Origin of the sequence: Actinoplanes sp. NPDC000266, from assembly GCF_042899005.1 — a bacterium.
Classification (GTDB): Bacteria; Actinomycetota; Actinomycetes; order Mycobacteriales; family Micromonosporaceae; genus Actinoplanes.
This window is the reverse complement of record NZ_JBIAZI010000023.1, coordinates 1-21184: the sequence shown is the minus strand read 5'-3', so window position 1 is coordinate 21184 and position 21184 is coordinate 1. Positions and strand designations below refer to the sequence as shown.

Annotated in this window: 20 protein-coding genes and 1 riboswitch; of the genes, 7 read left to right on the top strand and 13 right to left on the bottom strand. The window is 70.4% G+C overall.

The window, feature by feature from the left end:
- Positions 1-17 precede the first annotated feature (17 nt).
- The gene (locus ACFY36_RS50340) at positions 18-1916 is read left to right on the top strand and encodes an ABC transporter ATP-binding protein (protein ID WP_499753116.1); all 1899 of its coding nucleotides are present in this window, start codon (positions 18-20) and stop codon (positions 1914-1916) included.
- Between the two features lie 46 nt (positions 1917-1962).
- Here ACFY36_RS50340 and ACFY36_RS50335 read toward each other — a convergent pair whose 3' ends face one another.
- The 7 genes from ACFY36_RS50335 to ACFY36_RS50305 form a co-directional block, all read right to left on the bottom strand.
- Positions 1963-5007, bottom strand: coding sequence for a Calx-beta domain-containing protein (locus ACFY36_RS50335; RefSeq protein WP_499753051.1), 3045 nt, complete (start codon positions 5005-5007; stop codon positions 1963-1965).
- A gap of 14 nt (positions 5008-5021) precedes the next feature.
- A riboswitch (cyclic di-GMP riboswitch) is annotated at positions 5022-5101 on the bottom strand.
- 136 nt (positions 5102-5237) lie between these two features.
- Positions 5238-6416, bottom strand: a complete 1179-nt coding sequence (locus tag ACFY36_RS50330) for a hypothetical protein (RefSeq protein ID WP_499753050.1) — start codon at positions 6414-6416, stop codon at positions 5238-5240.
- Between the two features lie 36 nt (positions 6417-6452).
- Positions 6453-6668 carry a ferredoxin gene (locus ACFY36_RS50325; RefSeq protein ID WP_499753049.1) on the bottom strand — a complete coding sequence of 72 codons (216 nt, stop codon included), beginning with the start codon at positions 6666-6668 and terminating at the stop codon, positions 6453-6455.
- The gene (locus ACFY36_RS50320) at positions 6665-7828 is read right to left on the bottom strand and encodes an NADH-ubiquinone oxidoreductase-F iron-sulfur binding region domain-containing protein (RefSeq protein ID WP_499753048.1); all 1164 of its coding nucleotides are present in this window, start codon (positions 7826-7828) and stop codon (positions 6665-6667) included. Before ACFY36_RS50320 ends, ACFY36_RS50325 begins: the two co-directional genes overlap by 4 nt.
- On the bottom strand, positions 7825-8412 hold the full coding sequence (locus tag ACFY36_RS50315; protein ID WP_499753047.1) for a ferric reductase-like transmembrane domain-containing protein: 588 nt from the start codon (positions 8410-8412) through the stop codon (positions 7825-7827). Before ACFY36_RS50315 ends, ACFY36_RS50320 begins: the two co-directional genes overlap by 4 nt.
- Positions 8409-9305 carry an FAD:protein FMN transferase gene (locus ACFY36_RS50310; RefSeq protein ID WP_499753046.1) on the bottom strand — a complete coding sequence of 299 codons (897 nt, stop codon included), beginning with the start codon at positions 9303-9305 and terminating at the stop codon, positions 8409-8411. Before ACFY36_RS50310 ends, ACFY36_RS50315 begins: the two co-directional genes overlap by 4 nt.
- Positions 9305-9604: a hypothetical protein gene (locus ACFY36_RS50305; RefSeq protein ID WP_499753045.1), complete on the bottom strand. Its 300-nt coding sequence runs from the start codon at positions 9602-9604 to the stop codon at positions 9305-9307. Before ACFY36_RS50305 ends, ACFY36_RS50310 begins: the two co-directional genes overlap by 1 nt.
- A 110-nt stretch (positions 9605-9714) precedes the next feature.
- On the opposite strand from ACFY36_RS50305, the gene ACFY36_RS50300 reads away from it, so the two are divergent.
- Positions 9715-12396 carry a helix-turn-helix transcriptional regulator gene (locus ACFY36_RS50300; protein ID WP_499753044.1) on the top strand — a complete coding sequence of 894 codons (2682 nt, stop codon included), beginning with the start codon at positions 9715-9717 and terminating at the stop codon, positions 12394-12396.
- Positions 12397-12412: 16 nt separating this feature from the next.
- On the opposite strand, the gene ACFY36_RS50295 is transcribed toward ACFY36_RS50300, so the two are convergent.
- The 6 genes from ACFY36_RS50295 to ACFY36_RS50270 form a co-directional block, all read right to left on the bottom strand.
- Positions 12413-13030 (bottom strand): response regulator, encoded by a 618-nt coding sequence (locus ACFY36_RS50295; protein ID WP_499753043.1) that lies wholly within the window; start codon positions 13028-13030, stop codon positions 12413-12415.
- Positions 13027-14151, bottom strand: a complete 1125-nt coding sequence (locus tag ACFY36_RS50290; RefSeq protein ID WP_499753042.1) for a sensor histidine kinase — start codon at positions 14149-14151, stop codon at positions 13027-13029. The genes ACFY36_RS50295 and ACFY36_RS50290 overlap by 4 nt, the downstream gene beginning before the upstream one ends.
- Positions 14148-14936: an ABC transporter permease gene (locus tag ACFY36_RS50285; RefSeq protein ID WP_499753041.1), complete on the bottom strand. Its 789-nt coding sequence runs from the start codon at positions 14934-14936 to the stop codon at positions 14148-14150. Before ACFY36_RS50285 ends, ACFY36_RS50290 begins: the two co-directional genes overlap by 4 nt.
- Entirely contained in the window at positions 14933-15766 is an 834-nt protein-coding gene (locus tag ACFY36_RS50280; RefSeq protein WP_499753040.1) for an ABC transporter ATP-binding protein, read from the bottom strand. The genes ACFY36_RS50285 and ACFY36_RS50280 overlap by 4 nt, the downstream gene beginning before the upstream one ends.
- 80 nt (positions 15767-15846) lie before the next feature.
- Positions 15847-16602, bottom strand: a complete 756-nt coding sequence (locus tag ACFY36_RS50275; protein WP_499753039.1) for an ABC transporter permease — start codon at positions 16600-16602, stop codon at positions 15847-15849.
- Positions 16599-17510, bottom strand: coding sequence for an ABC transporter ATP-binding protein (locus ACFY36_RS50270; protein ID WP_499753038.1), 912 nt, complete (start codon positions 17508-17510; stop codon positions 16599-16601). Before ACFY36_RS50270 ends, ACFY36_RS50275 begins: the two co-directional genes overlap by 4 nt.
- Before the next feature lie 73 nt (positions 17511-17583).
- Between ACFY36_RS50270 and rnhA the strand changes: the two genes are divergently transcribed.
- The 5 genes from rnhA to ACFY36_RS50245 all read left to right on the top strand — a co-directional run bounded on the left by rnhA (position 17584) and on the right by ACFY36_RS50245 (position 20942).
- Positions 17584-18039 carry a ribonuclease HI gene (rnhA, locus tag ACFY36_RS50265; RefSeq protein WP_499753037.1) on the top strand — a complete coding sequence of 152 codons (456 nt, stop codon included), beginning with the start codon at positions 17584-17586 and terminating at the stop codon, positions 18037-18039.
- Positions 18036-18809: an LLM class flavin-dependent oxidoreductase gene (locus tag ACFY36_RS50260; protein ID WP_499753036.1), complete on the top strand. Its 774-nt coding sequence runs from the start codon at positions 18036-18038 to the stop codon at positions 18807-18809. The genes rnhA and ACFY36_RS50260 overlap by 4 nt, the downstream gene beginning before the upstream one ends.
- Complete coding sequence (locus tag ACFY36_RS50255) at positions 18731-19888, top strand: epoxide hydrolase family protein (RefSeq protein WP_499753035.1); 1158 nt, start codon at positions 18731-18733, stop codon at positions 19886-19888. The genes ACFY36_RS50260 and ACFY36_RS50255 overlap by 79 nt, the downstream gene beginning before the upstream one ends.
- A 76-nt stretch (positions 19889-19964) precedes the next feature.
- A complete protein-coding gene (locus ACFY36_RS50250; protein ID WP_499753034.1) occupies positions 19965-20549 on the top strand; it encodes a hypothetical protein in 585 nt (194 codons plus the stop codon).
- A gap of 45 nt (positions 20550-20594) precedes the next feature.
- Positions 20595-20942: an MmcQ/YjbR family DNA-binding protein gene (locus ACFY36_RS50245; protein WP_499753033.1), complete on the top strand. Its 348-nt coding sequence runs from the start codon at positions 20595-20597 to the stop codon at positions 20940-20942.
- Positions 20943-21184 lie beyond the last annotated feature (242 nt).

The window sequence follows — 21184 nt, the reverse complement described above, 5'->3', positions numbered from 1 at the left end:
CGCCCGCCGTGAGAATGATGGCGGGTGGCGCGCCACCGGAGAAGTTGCAGGACTTCAAGGGCTCCACCAAGCGTGTCCTCGGCCTGCTCAAGCCGCAGCGGGCCCTGGTCGGGCTGGTGCTGCTGTTCGGCGCGTGCAGCGTCGTGCTCTCCGTCGTCGGCCCCTACCTGCTGGGCAAGGGCACCGACATCATCTTCTCCGGCTTCATCGGCCAGTCGATCTCCGGGAACGTCACCAAGGAGGAGGCGATCGCGGCCATGCGGGCCCGGGGTGAGAACACCCAGGCCGACCTGCTCTCCGCGATCGACTTCACGCCCGGACAGGGCATCGACTTCGACAAGCTGTTCCACCTGCTGACCTGGGTCGCCGTCGTCTACGTCTGCGCGTGGCTGTTCGGCGTCTTCCAGGGCCGGATCACCGCCATCATCGTGCAGACCGCCGTCTACCGGCTGCGCAACCAGGTCGAGGCCAAGCTGGCCCGGCTGCCACTGTCGTACTTCGACCAGCAGCCGCGCGGCGAGGTGCTCAGCCGGGCCACCAACGACACCGACAACATCGCGCAGACCCTCCAGCAGACGTTCGCCCAGCTGGTGACCTCGTTGCTGATGGTGGTGGGCGTACTGGCGGCGATGTTCTGGATCTCCTGGATCCTGGCCCTGATCGCCCTGATCACGGTGCCGGTCTCGATCCTGATCACCACGACCATCGGCAAGCGATCGCAGCCGAACTTCGTCGCGCAGTGGGCCACCACCGGGCGCCTCAACGGCCACATCGAGGAGATGTTCACCGGTCACTCGCTGGTGAAGGTCTTCGGCCGTGAGGAGGAGGCCCGCAAGACCTTCGAGGAGCACAACGACAAGTTGTACGCCTCGTCGTTCAAGGCGCAGTTCATGTCGGGACTCATCCAGCCCGCCATGATGTTCATCAGCAACCTGAACTACGTGCTGGTGGCGGTGGTCGGCGGCCTGCGGGTGGCGTCCGGCGCGCTGACGCTGGGCGAGGTGCAGGCGTTCATCCAGTACTCGCGGCAGTTCAGCCAGCCGCTCACCCAGATCGCCAGCATGGCCAACCTGGTGCAGTCCGGTGTGGCCTCCGCCGAGCGGGTGTTCGCCCTGCTCGACGCGCCCGAGCAGAGCCCCGACCCGGCGCCGGCCGACCTGGGCCGGGTCCGTGGGGAGATCGCCTTCGAGAAGGTCTCGTTCCGCTATCTGCCGGACAAACCCCTGATCGAAGAGCTTTCCCTTGCCGTACGCCCAGGGCAGACCGTCGCCATCGTCGGGCCGACCGGGGCCGGCAAGACGACGCTGGTGAACCTGCTGATGCGCTTCTACGACGTGACGTCGGGCCGGATCACGCTCGACGGCGTGGACATCACGACCATGCCTCGCGAGCAACTGCGCGAGCACATGGGCATGGTCCTGCAGGACACGTGGCTGTTCGGCGGAACCATCGCCGAGAACATCGCGTACGGCGCCGACTCGTTCGACATGGACGCGGTCCGCGAGGCGGCGGAGGCGGCCCACGTCGACCCGTTCGTCCGCATGCTGCCCGACGGCTACGACACGGTGATCAACGAGGAGGGCTCGAACGTCAGCGCCGGCCAGAAGCAGCTGATCACGATCGCCCGCGCCTTCCTGGCCGAGCCGAGCATCCTGATCCTGGACGAGGCGACAAGCTCGGTCGACACCCGCACCGAGGTCCTGATCCAGCGGGCGATGGCCACGCTCCGCGAGGGCCGGACAAGCTTCGTGATCGCCCACCGCCTGTCCACGATCCGCGACGCCGACGTGATCCTGGTGATGGAGCACGGCTCGATCGTCGAACAGGGCACCCACGACGAGCTGATAGCGGCCGACGGGGCGTACGCCCGCTTGTACTCGGCCCAGTTCGCCCAGGCCGCCGTCGAGGTCGAATAGAAAATGGGGGCGGCCGGATGGCCGCCCCCATTTCTACTGCTGGTGCTTACTTGATGGTCGGGCGAACGATCGCCGACCAGCCGGTGACGATGCCCTTGGCCGGGTCACCCTCGACCCAGGCCCGCAGCGCGACGACACCCGAGGGCGCGGTCGTGGTGGCGGCGTAGGCGCCGTTCACGTTGGCCTTGCTCACCAGGATGTTGGTCCAGGTGTTGGGGCCGGTCCAGCGCTGAACGACGACCTTGCGACCGGCGGCGTTCGGGTTGCTCTTGACCGTGACCGCGACGCGGCCCTTCGAGGGCGAGGTCGCCGTGAGCGTGGCCGCCACCGTGACGGTCACCCGGGCCTCGTTCGAGTTGATCTCCTGGGACTGCGTCACGAAGCGCATGCCCTGCGTGATCGAGCGCGAGAAGGAGTAGGCGCCCGCCGCGCTGGCCTTGGTGTTCGCGATCCAGGCGAGCTCGCCGCCGCTGATCGGGGCACCCCACAGCTCGACCGTGGCGTTGGCCGCGACCTTACCGGTGATGCTCACCGGGCCGGTGCCGGTGACGGTGGCCGGAGCCGAGATGGTCGGCTTGGGAGTCTCACCCGGCTGCTCCGGGCCGGTCGGCTCGGCACCGTCGTTCGCGGCGATGGTGATCACGCCGTCCTTGACGGTCGCGGTGTCACCGACGCCGTAGCCGGTGACGATGATCGTCTCGGCCGGCTCCTTGATCTCGTCGTCGACCGTGTCCACCGAGCCCATGCTGACCAGCGTGCCCGGCAGAGCACCCGCCGGAATGTTGGCCGAGATCGTGCCCGGGTCCACGTAGTCAGCCGGGCTCGCCGCGGCACTACCCTTGACCGATCCGCCCTTGACGAAGACGTTGAGCGGGGTCTGCGCCTGGGCGACGCCCTCGGTCAGACCGGTGATCCGGGCGGTGTCGCCCTCCTCGACCGTGGAGTCGATGACCGTGACCGTGGGCTTCGGGTCGTCGTCGGTGATGGTGGCGACGGCGTCCTTGCTGATCTGACCGAAGAAGGTCTCCGTCGGGCTTCCCGACGCGGGGGCGACCGCGACGGTCACCTTCTCGTCCTTCTCGTAGACCTGGTCACCGGTCACCAGGAAGTACAAGTAACCCTGGTCCGCACCGTACGGGATGTCGGCCGTGCCGGCCGGGGCGACGTAGTCCGACATGCCGGGAGCAGAGCCGCCGGTGTCGGCCGTGGTCTTCAACGAGTCCACGGTCGTCTCGAACGTCGCGGTGGCCGCCCACGGGTTGGACAGCTTGATCGGCACGATGACGGCCGTCGCGTCGTTGCCCTCCTTGACGGTGGCCGTGCCGACACTGTAAGTCGGCTTGGCGTCGTCGTCGTCGATCGAGAAGATCGTGGAGTCCGCGGCAACCAGCGTGACCGGCGGGTTCGCCTGCTGCCCGGCCTGGACAGCCGCCGCGTCCGGGACCACAGCGGTCGCGCTGTGCAACTCGACCGCGAACTTCTCGTAGTCCTCGATCGGGTTACCGTTCTGGTCTTCCGCCGGCAGGTTGGTGTTGGGATCCTCGGCCTGCACGAACTCGTACATCCGGTCGCCGACGATGTCGACGGTGAACGTCTTCTGCGTCTCGCCCGGGTTGAACATCAGGGTTCCGGACGACATGATGAAGTCCTCGCCCTGCTTGGCGGGGATGGAGCCCGGGGCCGCGGGCCCGGGGACCTCAGCGGTGCGGTAATCGACGCCGATCTTCGTTCCGGCCGGGCCGCTCAGCTTGACCGTGAAGGTCTGCGCCTTGCGGCCGGAGCTGCCCTCGACGATCCGGGTGTTCACCGGGAGCAGGCTCACGATGGGCGGAGTGTTCCGGTCGTTGATGCCGCCGGTGGCCTCCTTGTCGGCGCCCAGCTTGGCCACGGTCGGGTCGGCCAAGGTGACGTGCATGTCCTCGGCCTGCTCGTAGATGTTGTCGGTGCGGGTCTGCACGGTGATCGTCTGCGCGGTGTTCGTGGGGCCAGCGTTGCTCGTCACCCCGGGGAACGTGACCGTGCCCTTGCCGGCGGCGTAGTCGGCGCCGGCGGTCGCCTTGCCACGGCCCGTCAGAAGCGACGGGTCCATGTCCTTGCCCGGCCCGTCCGCCGTGCTCCAGGCCGCGGTGACGTTCCGCTCCGAAGGTCCGGAGAGCGCGACGTCGAAGCTCAGCGGGCTGCCCTCGTTGGCGGTGGTCGGAGCGACGGTGATCTCCGGCTGCTGCTCGTCGTCCATGATGTTGACGGCGACGGTCGGCGTGCCGGTGACCGTGGTCGAGGAGCCACCCCGGATGCTGAAGGTCTGCTTCGACTCCTCGTAGAGGTCGTCATCCAGGATCGCTACCTGCAGCGGAGAGCTCTCGGTCTGCCCGGCCGACACGGTGAGCGTGGTGTTGGGCGCGATCGAGGTGTAGTCCTGGCCGGCCTTGGCGCTGCCCGGGCCGGTCGGCGACGAGGAGGTGACCGGGATCGTCACTTCCTTGCCGGACGGCGTGTCGAGCACGGCTGTGACATTGACCGACCCCGTCGTCTCGGACGGGTTCGGATCGTCGACGACCAGCTTGTAGGTCGGCGCCGGGTCGTTGTCGAGAATGGTTCCGTGGCCGACGACATCGTTGATGCCCGCACCGCTGATCGTGATGGTGAAGTACTCGCTGTCCTCGTCGAGCCGGTCGTCGATGGTGTCGACAGCGATGGTGCGGTGCTGGTCGTCGTACGGGTCCGTGGTGTCGGCCGGGAGAGTCAGATCGCCCGACATGGTGCGGACGTCGTTCTCGTCGATGCCGGCGTGCGCCTGGTTGTTGTCACCGGAGGTGATGGTCCAGGTCAGAGGCATCTCGTCGAGAGCGGCCCCACCGGCGCTCCGGGTGAGGTTGAAGGTCATCCGGCCGCCCTCGGTCACCTCGAGGGAGGTCTCGTCGAGCGAGACGGAGCCGGGCGCGGCCTGCGCCGGGGAGGCTGAGATGACGGCCGGCATGAAGCCGATCGCACCCGCGACGGCGACCGCGATGGCCCGCCTCACGGACTTGGGGCCACGCAGCATGAACGGAACCGAGCCGCTCGTGGCTGCATGGGCTGTGGAATAGCGCATGTCTTTCTTTCTCCTTCGGCGGCTGGGCTACCTCCGTCGGGGGAGGCCCCTGGCTTTGCGTCCCCGCCTTGCGACGGGTTTGCCTGTTCGGGCACCGCATGGGCGGCTCGGAGGGACCGGCCAAGCCGGTCTGAGCAGCGCGTGAGGTCGCGCCTTCCGTAATCTAACCGGCGTATCCCCCCGTTAACGGCGGAATGCTTTATTCGGCTTAAATCCGCCTAAGGCGCGCATCACAGCATCGAAGAGCGACGACGCCACGCGGCTCCTACCAGCCACGGAGCGGATCCGAGGGCCAAAAAGAAGACCAGCAACGGCAGGCGCCAGAAATGGGATATCTGGCGCTTTGGCGGCGAATGCGCATCAAATACCCAGGGACGGGCCGATTTCGACCAGGCCAGGAAGGCGTCGCCGATCGGGGCGGCGCCGAAGGCGTACCTCTTGGTCCACGGGGTCGAGATCGGCAGGCCGGCGACCTCGCCGAAATTGGCCAGCCCGTCGGCCAGGGACTCGTCGCCCTGGAGCTTGGCCGCGCCGATGGTCACGACCGTGGCCGAGAGGCTCACGCCGAGGACCAGGGGGCCGGAGTCGACGTTCGAAGGGCCGTCGGCGCCGTTCGGGTGCTCGCGCACGGCCGGGCCGATGCCCAGGGGCGCCGACAGGAACGCGGTGCGGAACAAGCCGTACTGCTGACGGGAGAACTCCGGGTCGATCTCGGGCAGGAAGCGCTGGATGATGCTCTGCGAGGTGCCCTGCGCCCCGGAGGTGGGCTCGCCGGTGTCGGGATCGGCCGTGTGCGACATCAGGCCCGACGCCGGGTCGAGGCGGGCCCGCACGTTGGCCACCCAGCGGATCACCGTCGTGTCGTAGGCCGGCGTGAGCAGCTTGTCGTGCAGCCGCAGCGAGGCCATGGCCACGGTCGAGTCGACCGGCCAGGCCTGGCCTGGATAGGAGACCAGGAACGGCGTCGGCGAGGCGTCGAAGGCGGCCGCGATCTGGGCCGAGTCCTCCTCGAAGCGGCGGAGCTCCGCCGCGTCACGCTGCTTGGCGAGGATGCCTCCGCGCAGCCAGTTGGTCCAGCCGCGGTAGAAGACGCCGTACTCCAGGGACATGTCGCCGCCGAAGGGCGCACGCCCGGCGTCCGACTCGAGATGGTCCAGCGCCCACCGGGCCTCGTCGATCTCGTTCATGTCGACCGCGGTGAGCCCGTAGAGGGCGTACAGGAAGAAAAAGCCCTCGGGGAACTGGCTCTGGGCCTCCTCGGCCGCGCCGGACTCCAGCCGCTGCTTCAAAAAAGCCAATTGCCGGCGTACGCCTGAATCGCCGTCAGCGGGCGCGACCAGCCGGACCATCCCGATCAGGGCGAAGGCGCTGATCAGCGTCGCCAGGAGCAGCCGCACCACGCGTGCCATCGGCTGATCGTAAAGACCCGCCACAACTCGGGCGAATCACCGCGTGTCGCGGAGCAGGCGCAGGGCGAGGGCCGGGCAGCGGTCGACGGCGCGCTGGGCGGCGGGCTCCAGAGGAGCGGGCACCGCGGGCGACGGGTCGCCGTCGCGGGCGATCGGGAAGCCCCAGTCGTCCTCGGCCAGCAGTTCGGGCAGGAGCTCGGCGCAGAGGCCACGCCCGTCACAGGCGGTCCAGTCGATATGCAGGCGGCTCACGCGTGGGCCTCCGTCGCCAGGCAACGACCGGACATGTGGGCCGCCACGTCGGTGTCGAAGGCTCGCATCGCGCTGGCGATCAGGCGGGCCGTGCCGTCGGGGTGGCGGCAGGCGCCCCGGCCGGTGACCAGGCGGGTCAGGCGTTCCACCTCGGCCGGGAGGCCGGGGCGGGCCCGTCGGGCGGCCAGGTCGGCCAGCGTGGACGCCAGCCGGGGAAGGCCGTTGACGCACGGGCCGCACTGGCCGGCCGACTGCCCGGCCAGATATCCGGCGATCCGGGCCGTCTCGGCCAGGCCGCAGGCGCCCATCGGCAGGGCCATCACCACGCCCGCGCCCGGGGAGGCACCATACGGAGCCAGCGCCGCCCGGCTCACCGGCAGTTCGGGGCCGGCCGGGACCCACGCCCCGTGATAGCCGCCGACCAGGACCGCCGACAGCCGGGCGCTCGGCCCACCCGCGGCCGCGATCAGCTCACCCAGGGTCACCCCGTATCCCGCCTCGACCACTCCCGGCGCGGCCACCGCCCCGCTCACCGTGGCCAGGAAGGTGCCGGGTTCGTCGTACGTGCCGGCCGCCCGGAACCAGCCGGCGCCGTAGCGGGCGATCATCGCCAGGTGGGCCAGCGTCTCGACGTTCTGCACCAGCGTTCCCGTGTCGGGCAGCCTCGACAGCTTGTCGGCCGGCACCGCGCCCCGGCCGGCCACCGCCGAGGCGACCGCCGACTCCTCCCCCGACACGAACGCGTCCGGCGCGGTGACCAGCGTGACCGGGATCGGGTCGCGGCGGGCCTGGAGCACGGCCCGCAGGGCCGACGGCCGCGGGACGTACAGATGAGCGGTCGACGCCCGGGCCGCCCGGGCCACCAGCTGCAGACCGTCCAGGACCAGGTGGGGCTGGTACGCCAGCAGCGCCTTGTCCTTGCCCGAGGCCGGTTCGCCCTCGGCGCCGTTCGCGATGATCACCGGCGGGCGGCCGGAGGCGATCACGGCGTTGAGCTTGCGCCACAACGGGAAGCCGGAGCCGCCGCGGCCGGTCAGGCCGGCGTCGCGGGCCATGCCGACCAGCTGGGCGGCGTCCGGGGTGGGCAGTGGGCCGTGGTCGCCGTCGGCGAGCAGCCGGCGTTGCACGGCGCCCGTGTGGGCTTCCGCGACACTCGTCATCGGACCTCCTCCAGGGGGCGCAGCCGCTCGGCGACCTTGCGCTCGGCGCGCTGCGGGAAACGGGTGAAGTTCGGGGTGAGCCGCCAGATCACGGCGGCCAGGACCACCGCCACGCAGACCATGGAGATCGCCCACAGCCAGACCGTGCCGTTGTCCGATCCGGTGCCGAGGCCGTGCATCAGCGCGACCGGCCAGCACAGATAGGCCAGCCAGTGCACGGCCCGCCACGCGCGGGCGCCGATGCGGTGCCGCAGCAGGCTGGTCACCACGATCGCGATCATCAGGTCGAGACCGAGCGTGCCCAGACCCTGCCACAGCGGCCGATAGTTGCCGGCGAACGGCAGGACCAGATCAAAAAGTCTTAATTGGGCGTACGGGTCGAAGAGCAGACTGACCACATGAAGCACCAGGAACACCACGGCGAGCAGCGCGGCGTTGCGGTGCAACAGGTTCACGGCGAAGCGGGGCAGATTGAACGCCGTACGGCCGGACCTGGCTCCGATGCCCAGCGCGACCACGACGGTCAGCAGAACCAGCGACACGACGCCGCTGCCCCGCGCGAAATACCAGAGGGCGTCGGTCACGTCGGCCACCCGCCCAGCCGGACGACGTCGAGCTCCGGCGTGACCAGGCGGCTCGGCACGCTTCGCAGCAGGCGGGAGGCGCGCTGCCCGCGGACGATGGCGGCGGTGGTGAGCGTGTTGGCCCGGAGGCACGAGTACGCCGCGACGGTCACCGTGCGCCACACGCGCGGGGCGGGCAGCCCGGTGCGAGGGTCGAGGATGTGGTGCAGATGTCCCCAGGTGCGACTGGCCGTGCTCGATGTCGCGACCGCGGCGCCGGACGGCAGGCGTACGGCATGGGAAGGGTCTCCGGGTCTGTCCTGAACCAGGACCTTCCAGCCGCCGTCCGGCGCGGGCCCGGCCGTGGCGATGTCGCCGCCGAGCGCGACCATGACGCCGGCGCCGAGGCGCTCGAAGACCAGGGCGGCGCAGCGGTCGGCGGCCACGGCCTTGGCCGTCGCGCCCAGATCGAGAAGGACGCCGGTGGGTACGGTCAGGTAGCCGTCGTGCAGCCGGACCGCGCGCCAGTCGGGCGCGGCGAAGACGCGTACGGCCGGAGCGGCCGGCCGGCCGGTGATCGCGGCGAAGTCCCGGTCGTACCCGAGGCCGCAGAGGGCGGCGCCGACCGTCGGGTCGACGTCGCCGCCGGTCTCGCGGGCGGCCTCGAGGGCGGCGCCGACGAGCTCGGCCAGCAACGGACTGACCTGGACGGCACGGCCTGGCGTGATCTGGCGCAGCTCGGAGTCGGGCCGGAAGCGGCTGACGGCGAGGTCGATGGCGGCCAGCTCGTCACGGACCAGCGCGGCCGCTTCATCGGTGTAGGCGGGATCGGTGACGACGACGCGGGCCACGGTGCCCCAGACGGTCCACTGTGCGGTGTCGGCGCCGATCGGCAGCGTTTCGACGAGAGGCATCACGAGCCTCCCGAGGTGGCGCCGCTGCTGCCTGACGACGTGCCGCTGTCACTTCCGCTGCTGCTTCCGCTGTCGCTTCCGCTGCTGCTTCCGCTGTCGGTGGACAGCGATGGCGAATCGTCGGTAGTCGTCGCCGTGTCGGAATTGTCGGTCGTGGTGACGGTGGTCGTGCTGTTGTCGGACGCGTAAGCAGCCACGGCCACGGCCGCGGTCCCCACCGCCGACGCCGCCACCAGGACGCCGGTGAGCAGCGCGGTGCGCCGCAGTCCGGTCTCCCGCTTCATCTCGAGCCCCCTCACGTGTGATTGCTTGACACCTCAACCACCTTGCGGGTTCCCCCTCGCCCTGACCTGTGCCGTTGCTTGGTGGTTGCTGTGAGAGTCGGCGACCCTCGCGATAGGTTTCGGCCATGCGGGTGATCGGGCGTGAGGACGAGGTGGCGGTCCTGTCCGCGCTGCTCGACCGCGTCGCCGCCTCGGGCCGGGGCGGCTCGCTGGCGCTGCGCGGTGACGCCGGGGTCGGCAAGTCGACGTTGCTGGGCTGGGCCACCGAGGAGGCCGGCCACCGCGGCTTCGCCACGATCGGGGTGACCGGGGTGCAGGCCGAGTTCGGCCTGGCCTTCGCGGGCCTGCACCGGCTGCTGGGCGACCAGCCGCTGGTCCGCGCCGCGCTGGACGGCGACCAGAGCCCGGTGCGGGTCGCGCTGGCCCTGCTGACCCATCTGACCGACGCCGCCACCGAGGAACGACCGCTGCTCATAGTGGCCGACGACGCGCATTGGCTGGACGGGCCGAGCTGGGACGCGCTGACCTTCGTGGCCCGGCGCCTGTCCGGCGACCCGGTGCTGATCCTGATGGCGATGCGCACCGGCGCCGAGACGACTGCCCGTTTGACCGGCGCCGGCCTGCCCGAATCGACCGTACTTCCGCTGGACGAGGCATCGGCCGAGCAGCTTCTCGACCGGTCGGCGCCGTCGCTGCGGCCGGAGGCGCGGGCCCGGGTGCTGGCCGAGGCCGCGGGCAACCCGCTCGGGCTGGTCGAGCTGGCCGCGGCCGGCGACCGTCCCGGCCGTCTGCCGGAGGACCTGCCCCTTTCGGTACGCCTGGAGCGGTCCTTCGCCCTGTCGGTGGCCGAGCTGCCGGCCGCCACCCGCACCCTGCTGTTGGTGGCGGCCCTGAACGAGGGCGCCGGCCTGCACGAGACCATCGCGGCGGCGAACCGCGTCCCGCCGATCATCACCGCCTCCCCCGTCACCACCGCCTCCCCCGTCACCACCGCCTCGCCCGTGACCGCCGACGACGTCACGCCGGCCGTCGCCGCCGGTCTGGTTCAGCTCGACGGCGACGCCCTGAGATTCCGGCATCCGCTGATCCGCTCGGCGCTGCGCCAGACCGCGAGCGCGGCCCGGCGCCGGCGGGTGCACGCCGCTCTCGGCGCGACCATCACCGACGGCGAACGCTCGGTCCGGCACCGGGCCGCGGCCGCCGACGCCCCCGACGAGCGGCTGGCGGCCGAGCTGGAACGGGCGGCCCAGCGTGACCGGCTGCGGGGCGCGCCGGCGGCGGCGGTGGCCGCGCTGGAGCGGGCCGGCCAGCTCAGCGAGGACCCGGAGGCGCAGGCCCGCCGGCTCATGTGGGCGGTCTTCGCCGCGTACGACCTGGGCGACGGCGACACGGTCCGGCGGCTGATGGATGGCCTGGCCGACCGGCGGCTGCCGCCGGCGGCGGAGGCACAGCTGGCCTGGCTGCGCGAGGCGGCGCTGGGCAGCGGCTGGTCGGGCGCCGACCGGGTGCCGGCGTACCTGGAGATCATCGAACGGTTGCGGCAGGCGGGCGACATGGAACTGGCGCTGTCCGAGCTGACGTCGATCTCGCTGCGCTGCTACTGGTCCAATCCCAACGCTGGGACGATCCGCCTGGTGATCGAGCAGGCGGATCGTTTCGACGTGCCCGCCGACGACCCGTACCGGGTCTCGGCGCTGGCCATGGCGGCCCCGTTGGACCGCGGCCCGGACGTCGTGGAGCCGCTGACCCGCCTGTCCCGGCAGCTGGTCGGCGGCCGCCCCGAGGAACTGGACGTGCTGGCCACGGCCGCGTCAGGCTTGGGCGCGTTCCCCCGCTCCCTGGTCTTCGCGCGGGCCGCGGCCGACGAGCTGCGGGCGCAGGGCCGGCTCGGCGTACTCGCACAGACGCTGACCACGCAGGCCACTGTGGCCGGCAAACTGGGCGACGTACGGCTGGCCGAGCAGTCGGCGGTCGAGGCGCGGGCGCTGGCGCTGGAGACCGGCCAGCCCCGCTGGGCGGTCACGGCCGACCTGGCCCGCGCGCATGCGCTGGCCCTACGAGGCGAGGGTGCGGAGGCCCGGCGCCTGGCCGACGCCGCGGAGAGCGCCCTGCTGCCGATCGGCGCCCATCCCATGCTGGCGCTGGTGCAGCTGGTCCGGGGCGCCGACGCGATGGCCGAGGCGAACCACACGGCGGCCTACGAGCACCTGGCCCCGATCTTCGACCCCGGCGCGGTGCCCTACCACCCGGTGCTGCGCTTCTGGGCGCTGACCCAGCTGGCGGACGCGGCGATCGGCAGCGGCCGGGAGGCGGCGCTGCGAGCCGTCCTCGACTCCTTGCCCGATGTGGACATCCCGGTGGCGGCAATAGCCCGCACCTACACGCGAGCGCTGCTCGAGGAGGACTTCACGGCGGCGATCGACCCGGAGTGGCCGTTCGAAAGAGCGAGACTGCAGCACGCGTACGGCGCCTGGCTGCGCCGCAAGCGCAGAATCAGCGAATCCCGCCTCCCCCTGCGCGCCGCGATCTCCGCCTTGACCGCCCTGGGCTGTCGCCCCTGGGCCGACCGAGCCCAGGCCGAACTTCGCGCCACGGGCGAAAGCAGTCCTCGCCGAGAGGACGCCCGGGACCGGCTGACCCCGCAGGAGTTGCAGATAGCGATGCTGGCCGCCGACGGCCTGACGAACCGCGACATAGGCCAGCGCCTGTTCCTGTCACCGAGAACGATAGGCACCCACCTCTATAAGATCTTCCCCAAACTGGGCGTCTCCTCCCGAACAGAGCTGGTGCGCGCCCTGATGACGTAGGTACGTCAGTTCGCGGTCAGATCAAGTCGTGTTCCATGGCTGTGGTGACTGCTGCGGTTCGGTCTGTCACGTCCAGCTTGGTGAACGCTCTCAGCAAATGCGTCTTCACCGTGGCCTCGGAGATGTACAGGGTTCGGCCTATGTCGGCGTTTGTCAGGCCCTTTGCCACCAGGCGCAAGACCTCCGCCTCTCTCGCCGACAGTGCTGGTGGGGGCGGCTTTCGGACCTGGCGGACCAGTGTCGAAGCCACGCTCGGGGACAGCACCGTTTCGCCTCGGGCCGCCGCTCGGACCGCGTTCGCCAGTTCTGTGGGGGAAGCGTCCTTCAGCAAGTAGCCGCCCGCGCCCGCCTCGATGGCTCTCAAGATGTCCCGGTCGGACTCGTATGTCGTCAGGACCAGGACCCGGACGCTGCCGGCTCGGGCTGTTATCTGTTCGGTCGCTGTCACTCCGTCGCCGCCGGGCATGCGCAAGTCCATCAGGACTATGTCTGGCTGCAGAGATGCCGCCATCTCCACGCCCTCGGGGCCCGATGACGCCTCGCCCACCACTGTCAGGTCCGGCTCCGACTCCAGCATTCCTCTCAAGCCGTGCCTCACCACCGGGTGATCGTCGACCAGGATGATGCGGATCATGCGGGGACCTCCAGCTCGATCGTCGTTCCGGCCTGGGGGTCGCTGCGTACGCGCAGGTCGCCGTTGATCTGGGTGGCCCGCTGCAACATGCCGGACAGGCCGAAACCGTCGGCCGCCGACGGCTCGAAGCCTCTGCCGTCGTCTCGGACCACCAGGCGTACGCACGATGGGGTGTACGCCAGGAGCACTGATGCCTCGTTGGCCTCCGCGTGGCGCCGTACGTTCGTCAACGCCTCCTGAGCCGCCCTCAGCACCACCACCTCGACCGCCGTGGGCAACGCCCTTTCGTCACCGCTTGTTCGGAACGTGGCCGGCACTCCCGACTCCTCGGCGAAGCGGGACGCCTGACGGCGTACGGCCTCGGGCAGTGACGCCGAAGCCAACGGCGAGGGTGACAGGGCTCCGACCAGCGCCCTCGCCTCGGCGAGATTCTCTTTGGCCGTACGGACCGCGAGCGCCAGGCGTTCGTCGCGCAGCGCCGGGTCGATCGACTGGAGCAGGGTGATGATGCTCGTGAAGCCCTGCGCCAGCGTGTCGTGGATCTCGGCCGCCAGGTGGGTGCGCTCGGCCTCCCGGGACAGGCGGGCCACCTCCGAGCGCGAAGCCTCCAGATCGGCGATGAGCTGCCGGCGTTCGAGGCTCTGCTCGATCACCCGGGTGATCCAGACACCCAGCCAGATGCCGGAAGCGGCCGAGATCACCGCGATGATCAGGTCGCCGATCACCTGCTGGGGGCGCAGGAACAGGTCGGCCACCGGTGGGACCAGGACGATCGCGATGATCGCGATGACCGCCGCGCGGAGGCGGACCATCTGGAAGATCAGGGGGATCATGGCGAAGAGCAGCCAGTTCATCACCGGCACGGTCACGATGGCGATCGCGAACAGCACCAGCTCGGCGGTCAGCAGGTGCACGTTCCCGCGTTCGTCCCGGATGACCGCGCGGCCCCACACCATGTGCAGGACCACGATGGCGGCGACCGCGCCGATCGCGACGAGGCGTTGCCACAGCGAGAAGCCGTACGACAGGAAGACCGCAAGCGAGACGACCGCCGTGACGACCCCGAGGAAGGTCTCCCAGGCCCCGGGGTAGCTGTTGTGCACCTCGTCGGTGGAGGTCACTTGTCGCGGCTCCAGCGGAACGTCAGCAGGCACAGGACCAATCCGATCACAGACCAGGCGCCCAGCACCAAGGCGATGCGACCCAGCTCCCACTGGCCGGCCGGCTCCTGGTCCTTCATGACGTCGGGCAGGAAGACGTACCGGAAACCCTGCGCCATCCACTTCACCGGGAAGAACGAGGCGACCTGGATCAGCCACGACGGCAGCTGGGTCACCGGGTAGATGAACACGCCCGAGATGAACTGCAACGCCACCACCGGCACGTTCAGGATCGCGCCGGCCGTGCGGGCGTGCTTGACGATGCCACTGACCGCCATGCCGAGCAGTGAGCACGTGATCACCGACAGCAGGAACAGCCAGGTGAAGGTCATCCAGTGACTCGCGTCCGGCAGGGCCATGTCGAAGACCAGCGCGCCCACGCCGATCAACAGGATCACCTCGGCCACGCTCAGGGCGAAGACCAGGACCAATTTCCCGATGACGTACGACGTAGCCGTGATCGGTGTGCCGTGCAGCCGCTTCAGCGTGCCGTCCTCGCGGTCCATGGCCAGGCCGGCGCCCATCGTGACGAAGGCGGTGGACAGGATGCCGTACGCGATCATGCTGGCCGAGAAGACGTTGCTGGCGCTGACCCCGGCGTCGGTGTACTGGTCGCCGAAGATCGTGCCGAACAGCAGGAGCAGCATGGCCGGGAAGGCGAAGGTGAAGATCACCGCGGTGCGGTCGCGGAGGAACATCAGCAGCTCGACGTGGCCGCGGCTGAGCCCCATGGTGCCCGTGCTCATTTGTCCCCCTTGATGAGGCTCAGATAGGTGTCTTCGAGAGTCGGCCGGGTGACGGTCAGGGTGCGAAGGTCGGCCTCGGTGGCGACCAGCTTGCGGATCAGCTCGGTCGGGTCGGCGACCTGCTCCTGTTTCAGGACGCCGTTGTCACGCCAGGTCACCTTGGTGGCCTGCGTCCCGCCGCCGAGCGTGGTCGGCGTGCCCTCGGCCAGGATGCGGCCCTCGGCCAGCACGGCCAGCCGGTCGGCCAGCGCCTCCGCCTCCTCCAGATAGTGCGTGGTCAGCAGGATCGTCGTGCCCTCGGCGGCCAGCTCCCGGATCAGATCCCAGAACTGCCGCCGCGCCTGCGGGTCGAACCCGGTGGTCGGCTCGTCCAGGAAGAGCAGCTCGGGCCGGCCGACGATGCCGAGCGCGACGTCGAGCCGGCGGCGCTGACCGCCGGAGAGCGCCCGGATGCGGCTCTTGCTCTTGGCGGTCAGGCCGACCAGGTCGATCACCTCGGCCACCGGGCGCGGGCTCGGATAGAAGCCGGCGATGTGCCGCACCATCTCGGCGACGGACAGGTCCGCCGCGTCGTCGGCGTCCTGCAGCACGATGCCGATCCGGGCCCGCCACTCCCGGCCCCCCGTGGCCGGGTCGGCGCCGAGCACGCTCGCGTCGCCGCCGTCCCGCTTGCGGTGGCCCTCGAGGATCTCGGTGGTCGTCGTCTTGCCGGCGCCGTTCGGGCCGAGCAGGGCGAACACCTCACCCCGGGCCACGTCGAGATCTATGCCGCGGACCACTTCCTGGCCGCGGTAGGACTTGCGAAGCCCCCGTACTTCAATGGCGTTCATGCCATTGATAGTGGCTGTCGCCGTCCCCTCTCCGGAACGACCGGGTGGCCGTCAGTGGCTGTCAACCGATCGGTGGACACTCACTCCCATTTGAACTTGCGGGCGGCGGCGGTCACGAAGACGACGGCCCACAGGGCGAGGCTGAGCCAGATGGAGAGCGGGATCGAGGCGTCGTGCGAGAGCGTGGCCCGCAGCGCCTCGGCGTGCGCGGCCAGCGGCAGCACGAACCAGCCGAACGTGCCCAGGTCGGGCGCGGCGAACATGATGCCGCCGGCGGCCAGCATCAGCACGTAGATCAGCGTGGCCGCGGCGGTCGTGGTCTCCGGGCGGAGGACACTGGCGAGGAGCAGGGCCAGGCCGCTGTACGCCGCGGTGGCGAGCACGGTGATGCCGAGCGCCGGGAGGATCTGGGCGAAGTGTGGCCGCCAGCCCACCGCGACACCGACCAGGGCCAGCACCAGAAGCTGCACCACGATGAGGCCGAGCACGGCGGCGGTCTTGGCGAGGAGCAGACCGGGACGGCTCAAGGGCGAGGCGCCGAGTCTTTTCAGTACGCCGTAGCTGCGCTCATATCCGGTGGTGATGGCCTGGCCGGTGAAGGCGGTCGACATCACGGTCAGCGCGAGCACGCCCGGCACCACGAAGGCCAGGCGGTCGTCCCCCGGCACGTTGGTGACCTTGGTGAGGCCGGCGCCGAGCAGCACCAGCAGCGGCACGCCCATGGCGAGCACCACGGCCTCGCCGCGCCGGGCGGTCAGCACCAGCTCCATCTTGATCTGGCTGGACAGCACGGTGCGCATGGGAGCCCGGCCGGGAGCCGGTGCGAAGGTACTCATCGATAAGCTTCCGCTTTGGTCAGGGCGAGGTAGACGTCTTCGAGGGTGCGCCGGCGCGTGTTCAGCGAGGTGACCGTGGCCCCCACGCTCGCGAACCAGCCGAGCACCTCGGCGATGGTGGCCGCGTCGAGGGCGCCCGTGATGGCGTACTCACCCGGGCTGGTCTCGGTGACCTTGAGGTCGGCCAGGCGGCCGCCGGGGACGAGACCGGAGTCGGCCCGCACCTCCAGCAGGTCGATGCCGGCGGCGGCGGTCAGCTCGGCCGGCGTGCCGGTCGCGGCGACCAGGCCGTTGCGCATGATGACCACCTCGTCGGCCAGGCGCTCGGCCTCGTCGAGCAGATGGGTGGTGAGCAGCACCGACACGCCGTCGGCGCGCAGCTCCTCGATCAGCTCCCAGGTGGTGTGGCGGGCCTCGGTGTCCATGCCGGCCGTCGGCTCGTCGAGGAAGACCAGCTCGGGGCGGCCGACCAGCGCGATGGCCAGGGACAGCCGCTGCTGCTCACCGCCGGAGAGCCGCCGGAACCTCGTACGCTCGAAACGCCGCAGGCCCAGACGGTCGAGCAGCATGTCGACGTCGAGCGGGTTCGCCGCGAACGAGGCGAAAAGCCGCAGGATCTCGCCGGCCGTGGCCCACGGATAGACACCGCCCGACTGGAGCATGATGCCCAGGCGTGGCATGAGCTCGTCGTGGTCGTCCATCGGGTCGAGCCCGAGCACCCGCACCTGGCCGCCGTCGGCCCGGCGGAAGCCCTCGCAGACCTGGAGCAGGCTGGTCTTGCCGGCGCCGTTGTGCCCGAGCAGGGAGAGCACCCGGCCGCGGGGCACGGTCAGCGACACACCGTGGACCGCGGTCGTGTCGCCGTAGCGCACGACAACGTCCCGTACCTGGACCGCCTCGTCAGTCAAAACCCGCCTGCCCTCACTCAGCGCAACTTCCCTACCTTACGTCCCGGGGCCGCGCCCTTATTAAGGTGCTCCCATGAGCGTGGTGGAGATCTACACCGACGGGGCCTGCGCGCCCAACCCCGGGCCGGGCGGGTGGGGAGCGGTGCTGCGCTACGGCGCCAAGGAGAAGGACCTGTGCGGCGGCTCCGCCGAATCGACGACGAACAACCGGATGGAGCTGATGGCGCCGATCCGGGCGCTGGAGACGCTCAACCGGGCGCCGATGACGGTCAAGCTCTACACCGACAGCATCTACGTCCGCGACGGCATCACGAAATGGCTGCCCCGCTGGAAGGCGAACGGCTGGCAAACGTCGGCCAAGCAGCCGGTCAAGAACGTCGACCTGTGGCAGCGCCTCGACGAGGCGGTCCGCAAGCACGACGTGCAGTGGCACTGGGTGAAGGGCCACGCCGGCCACCCGGAGAACGAGCGGGCCGACCGCCTGGCGGCCCGGGGGCTGAAGGAGGCGCTGCAATCCGGTACGGAGTGATCCTGCCCGGCGGCACGGCGGCCGAGCAGGTGGAGCAGGCGGTGCTCGCCGAGCGGGCGGGCTGGGACGGCGTCTTCGTGTGGGAGGCGGCGTACGGGGTCGACGCCTGGGGTCTGCTGTCGGCGATGGCGGTGGCGACCTCGGGCGTACGGCTGGGAACGATGTTGACGCCTTTGCCGTGGCGACGCCCCTGGAAGGTGGCGAGCCAGGTGGCCACGCTCGACCAGATCTCCGGCGGGCGGGCGATCCTCACGGTGGGTGTGGGCGCGCTGACGACGGACCTCCCCCTGACGGGCGAGGAGACCGATCTGCGGGTACGGGCGTCGATGATGGACGAGGGCATCGACCTGATCCGGGCGCTGTGGGCGGGCGAGTCCCGCTTCTCCGGGCAGCACTACCGGTACGAGGTCGAGCGGAACGACCTGGCGGTCACCGGCCGTCCCGTGCAGGAGCGGATCCCGATCTGGGTGGTCGGCGTGTGGCCGCGCCCCAAGTCGATGCGCCGCGTGCTGAAATGCGACGGGGTGGTGCCGGGCGGGGAGATGACGCCTTCGTCCGTACGGGAGATGCGCGCGTGGCTGTCTTCGCATGGCGCCGCGGCCACGGTCGACGTGATCGCGGAGGGAGAGACCCCGGGCGCCGACGTGGCGGAATGGGCGGAGGCGGGCTGCACGTGGTGGATGGAGACGCGGTGGGAGATGCCGCATCACAGCGCGGAGCGGATGGCGCAGATCCGGGAACGGATCGCGGCCGGCCCGCCCCGTTCCTGATTCCCTTCGACGCCGGCGTCATCGAGGATCTCCGGGGGCGGCTGCGGCGGACACGATGGCCGGAAGCGGCGACGGCCGAAGGGTGGGAGCAGGGGACGCCGCTGGACTACGCGCGGGAGCTCTGCGCGTACTGGGCGGACGGCTACGACTTCTCGGCGGCCCTCGAACGGCTCAATCACCATCCGCAGTTCCGTACGACCGTGGACGGCCTCGGGATTCACTTCGTGCACGTACGGTCGCCGGCGCCGGACGCGGTGCCGCTGCTGATGACCCACGGGTGGCCGGGATCGGTGGTCGAGTTCTCGGCGGCGATCCCGTTGCTGACCTCCGCCTTTCATGTGGTGTGCCCGTCGCTGCCGGGATACGGCTTCAGCGATCGGCCCGCTTCTTCCGGATGGGGTGTCTCGCGGGTCGCGGACGCGTGGGCCACGCTCATGCACCAACTCGGATATTCGCGATTTGTCGCCCAGGGGCACGACTGGGGGACGAGTGTCAGCACCTCCCTCGGCCTGCGGCATCCCTCCCGGGTGATCGGGTTGCATCTGATGCCGCCGCTGGTGGCCCCGCTGCCGCCGGTCGGCGAGCGGGAACAGGCGGCGGTGGACGATCTGTCGGCGGCGGCCTCCGGCGACGGGTACTCGTTCGTGCAGTCGACACGGCCACAGACCATCGGGTACGGGCTGGTGGACTCGCCGGCGGCGTTGTGCGCGTGGATCGTCGAGAAGTTCCGGGCGTGGACGGACGGGGATCCGCTCTCGCCGGATCAACTGCTCGACAATCTGATGATGTATTGGCTGCCGGGAACGGGGGCGTCGGCGGCGAGGCTCTATTGGGAGAGCTTCGGCGAGGTGCAGAATCTGTTCCGCTCGGGCGGCGGCGAAACGGTTTCCGTGCCGATCGGTGGCTCGATCTTCCCGAAGGAGAACCCGCGGCCCACGCGGCGGTGGGCGGAGCAGCGGTTCACGGACATCCGGTACTGGAACGAGCCGCCGCGCGGCGGGCATTTCGCGGCCTTCGAGCAGCCGGAGCTGTTCGCACAGGAGGTCCGGGCGTGCGCGGCGGCGCTGATGAGTAGTTGAGCCTTTCAGTTAATTCGATTGGGGTACGTCAAACGGGCCATAGCTTCCGGTCTATCCTTTTAGTCATCATCAGTACATGACCGCGCCCGGCGACTCCGTTCTGATCTTCATTCTCGTGGCCGTGTTCTTCGCGTGCTGCGGATACGCCGCCGGGCGGCTCCATCAGAAACGCCAGTCGGCCCACGACCGGGAAGAGGCCTACCGGGAGGGTTACGAGAAAGCGTCGAACCGTCCGTTCGACCCGGGCCCTCGACGGGCGGCGCCGTCGCCGGTCGAGGCTCCTCCCGCGGCCGCGCCTCACCCGGCCGCGCCTCACCCGGCCGCGGCTCACCCGGCGCCCCGGCCGGCCGCGCCTTCGCAGGGCAGCTTTCCCGTGCCGCCGCCTCCGCCGCCGAACGTGCGGGTCGAGCCGGCCGCGGTGGGCGGGGTGACCTACCAGCCGTTCCCGGACCCTCGGCCGGCCGCGCCCGAGCAGGACACAGTTGCCTCCCCCGCCCCGCAGCCCAAGCCGTCGGGGCGGCACACGGTTCCGGACGAGCTCGTGCAGGCCAAGACGTACCGTCTGCCGGCGGACCGGGTCTTCCGCGCGAAGGTCCCCGACAGCAAGCCGCTGCCCGAGGAGCCGACCATCCCCTCGGTGCCGAAGCCGCGCCGCTCCTGATCTTCGGGAGCCCGAAGTGTCGTACCCCCGCCGTAGGGTCCTCACATGGTCACCGTCGACGACGTGCGGCAGGTTACGCGCGACCTGCCCCGCAGCTCAGAACACCTGATAAACGACCGGGTCAAGTTCCGCGTGGGCCAGATCGTCTATGTCGCCTTCTCCCGCGACGAGACCGTGATGGGCTTCGCCTTCCCCAGGGAGGAGAGGGCCGCCCTGGTCGCCTCCGAGCCGGAGATCTTCCACCTGCCCCGCGAGTCCGACATGCGCTTCAACTGGGTCCAGGCGTGGATGGAACAGCTCGGCGAGGAGCGGATGACCGAGCTGGTGCTCGACGCCTGGCGCATGGTGGTGCCCAAGAAGGTCTGGTCGGCCTACCTGCCGAGGCTGACATGAGGCGGCCGTGCCCGCGCGACCCGGTCGGCGCAGTGTGAGCCGGTGCGGGGCACGGCCGCGCCTCCGCAGCGGGCGGCCGACAGCACCGACTGGGTTCGGTGTGCCGGGGCCATCGGCCGTCCGCTCGGAACAGCCAACCAACCCGGCCTAGTGTCGTGAGTCGTTAATGCGTGTGCAGTAGCGGGCGATGGATTCGAGGATCTGGTCGGCGGTTTTGGTCCACACGTAGGGCCGCGGATCGT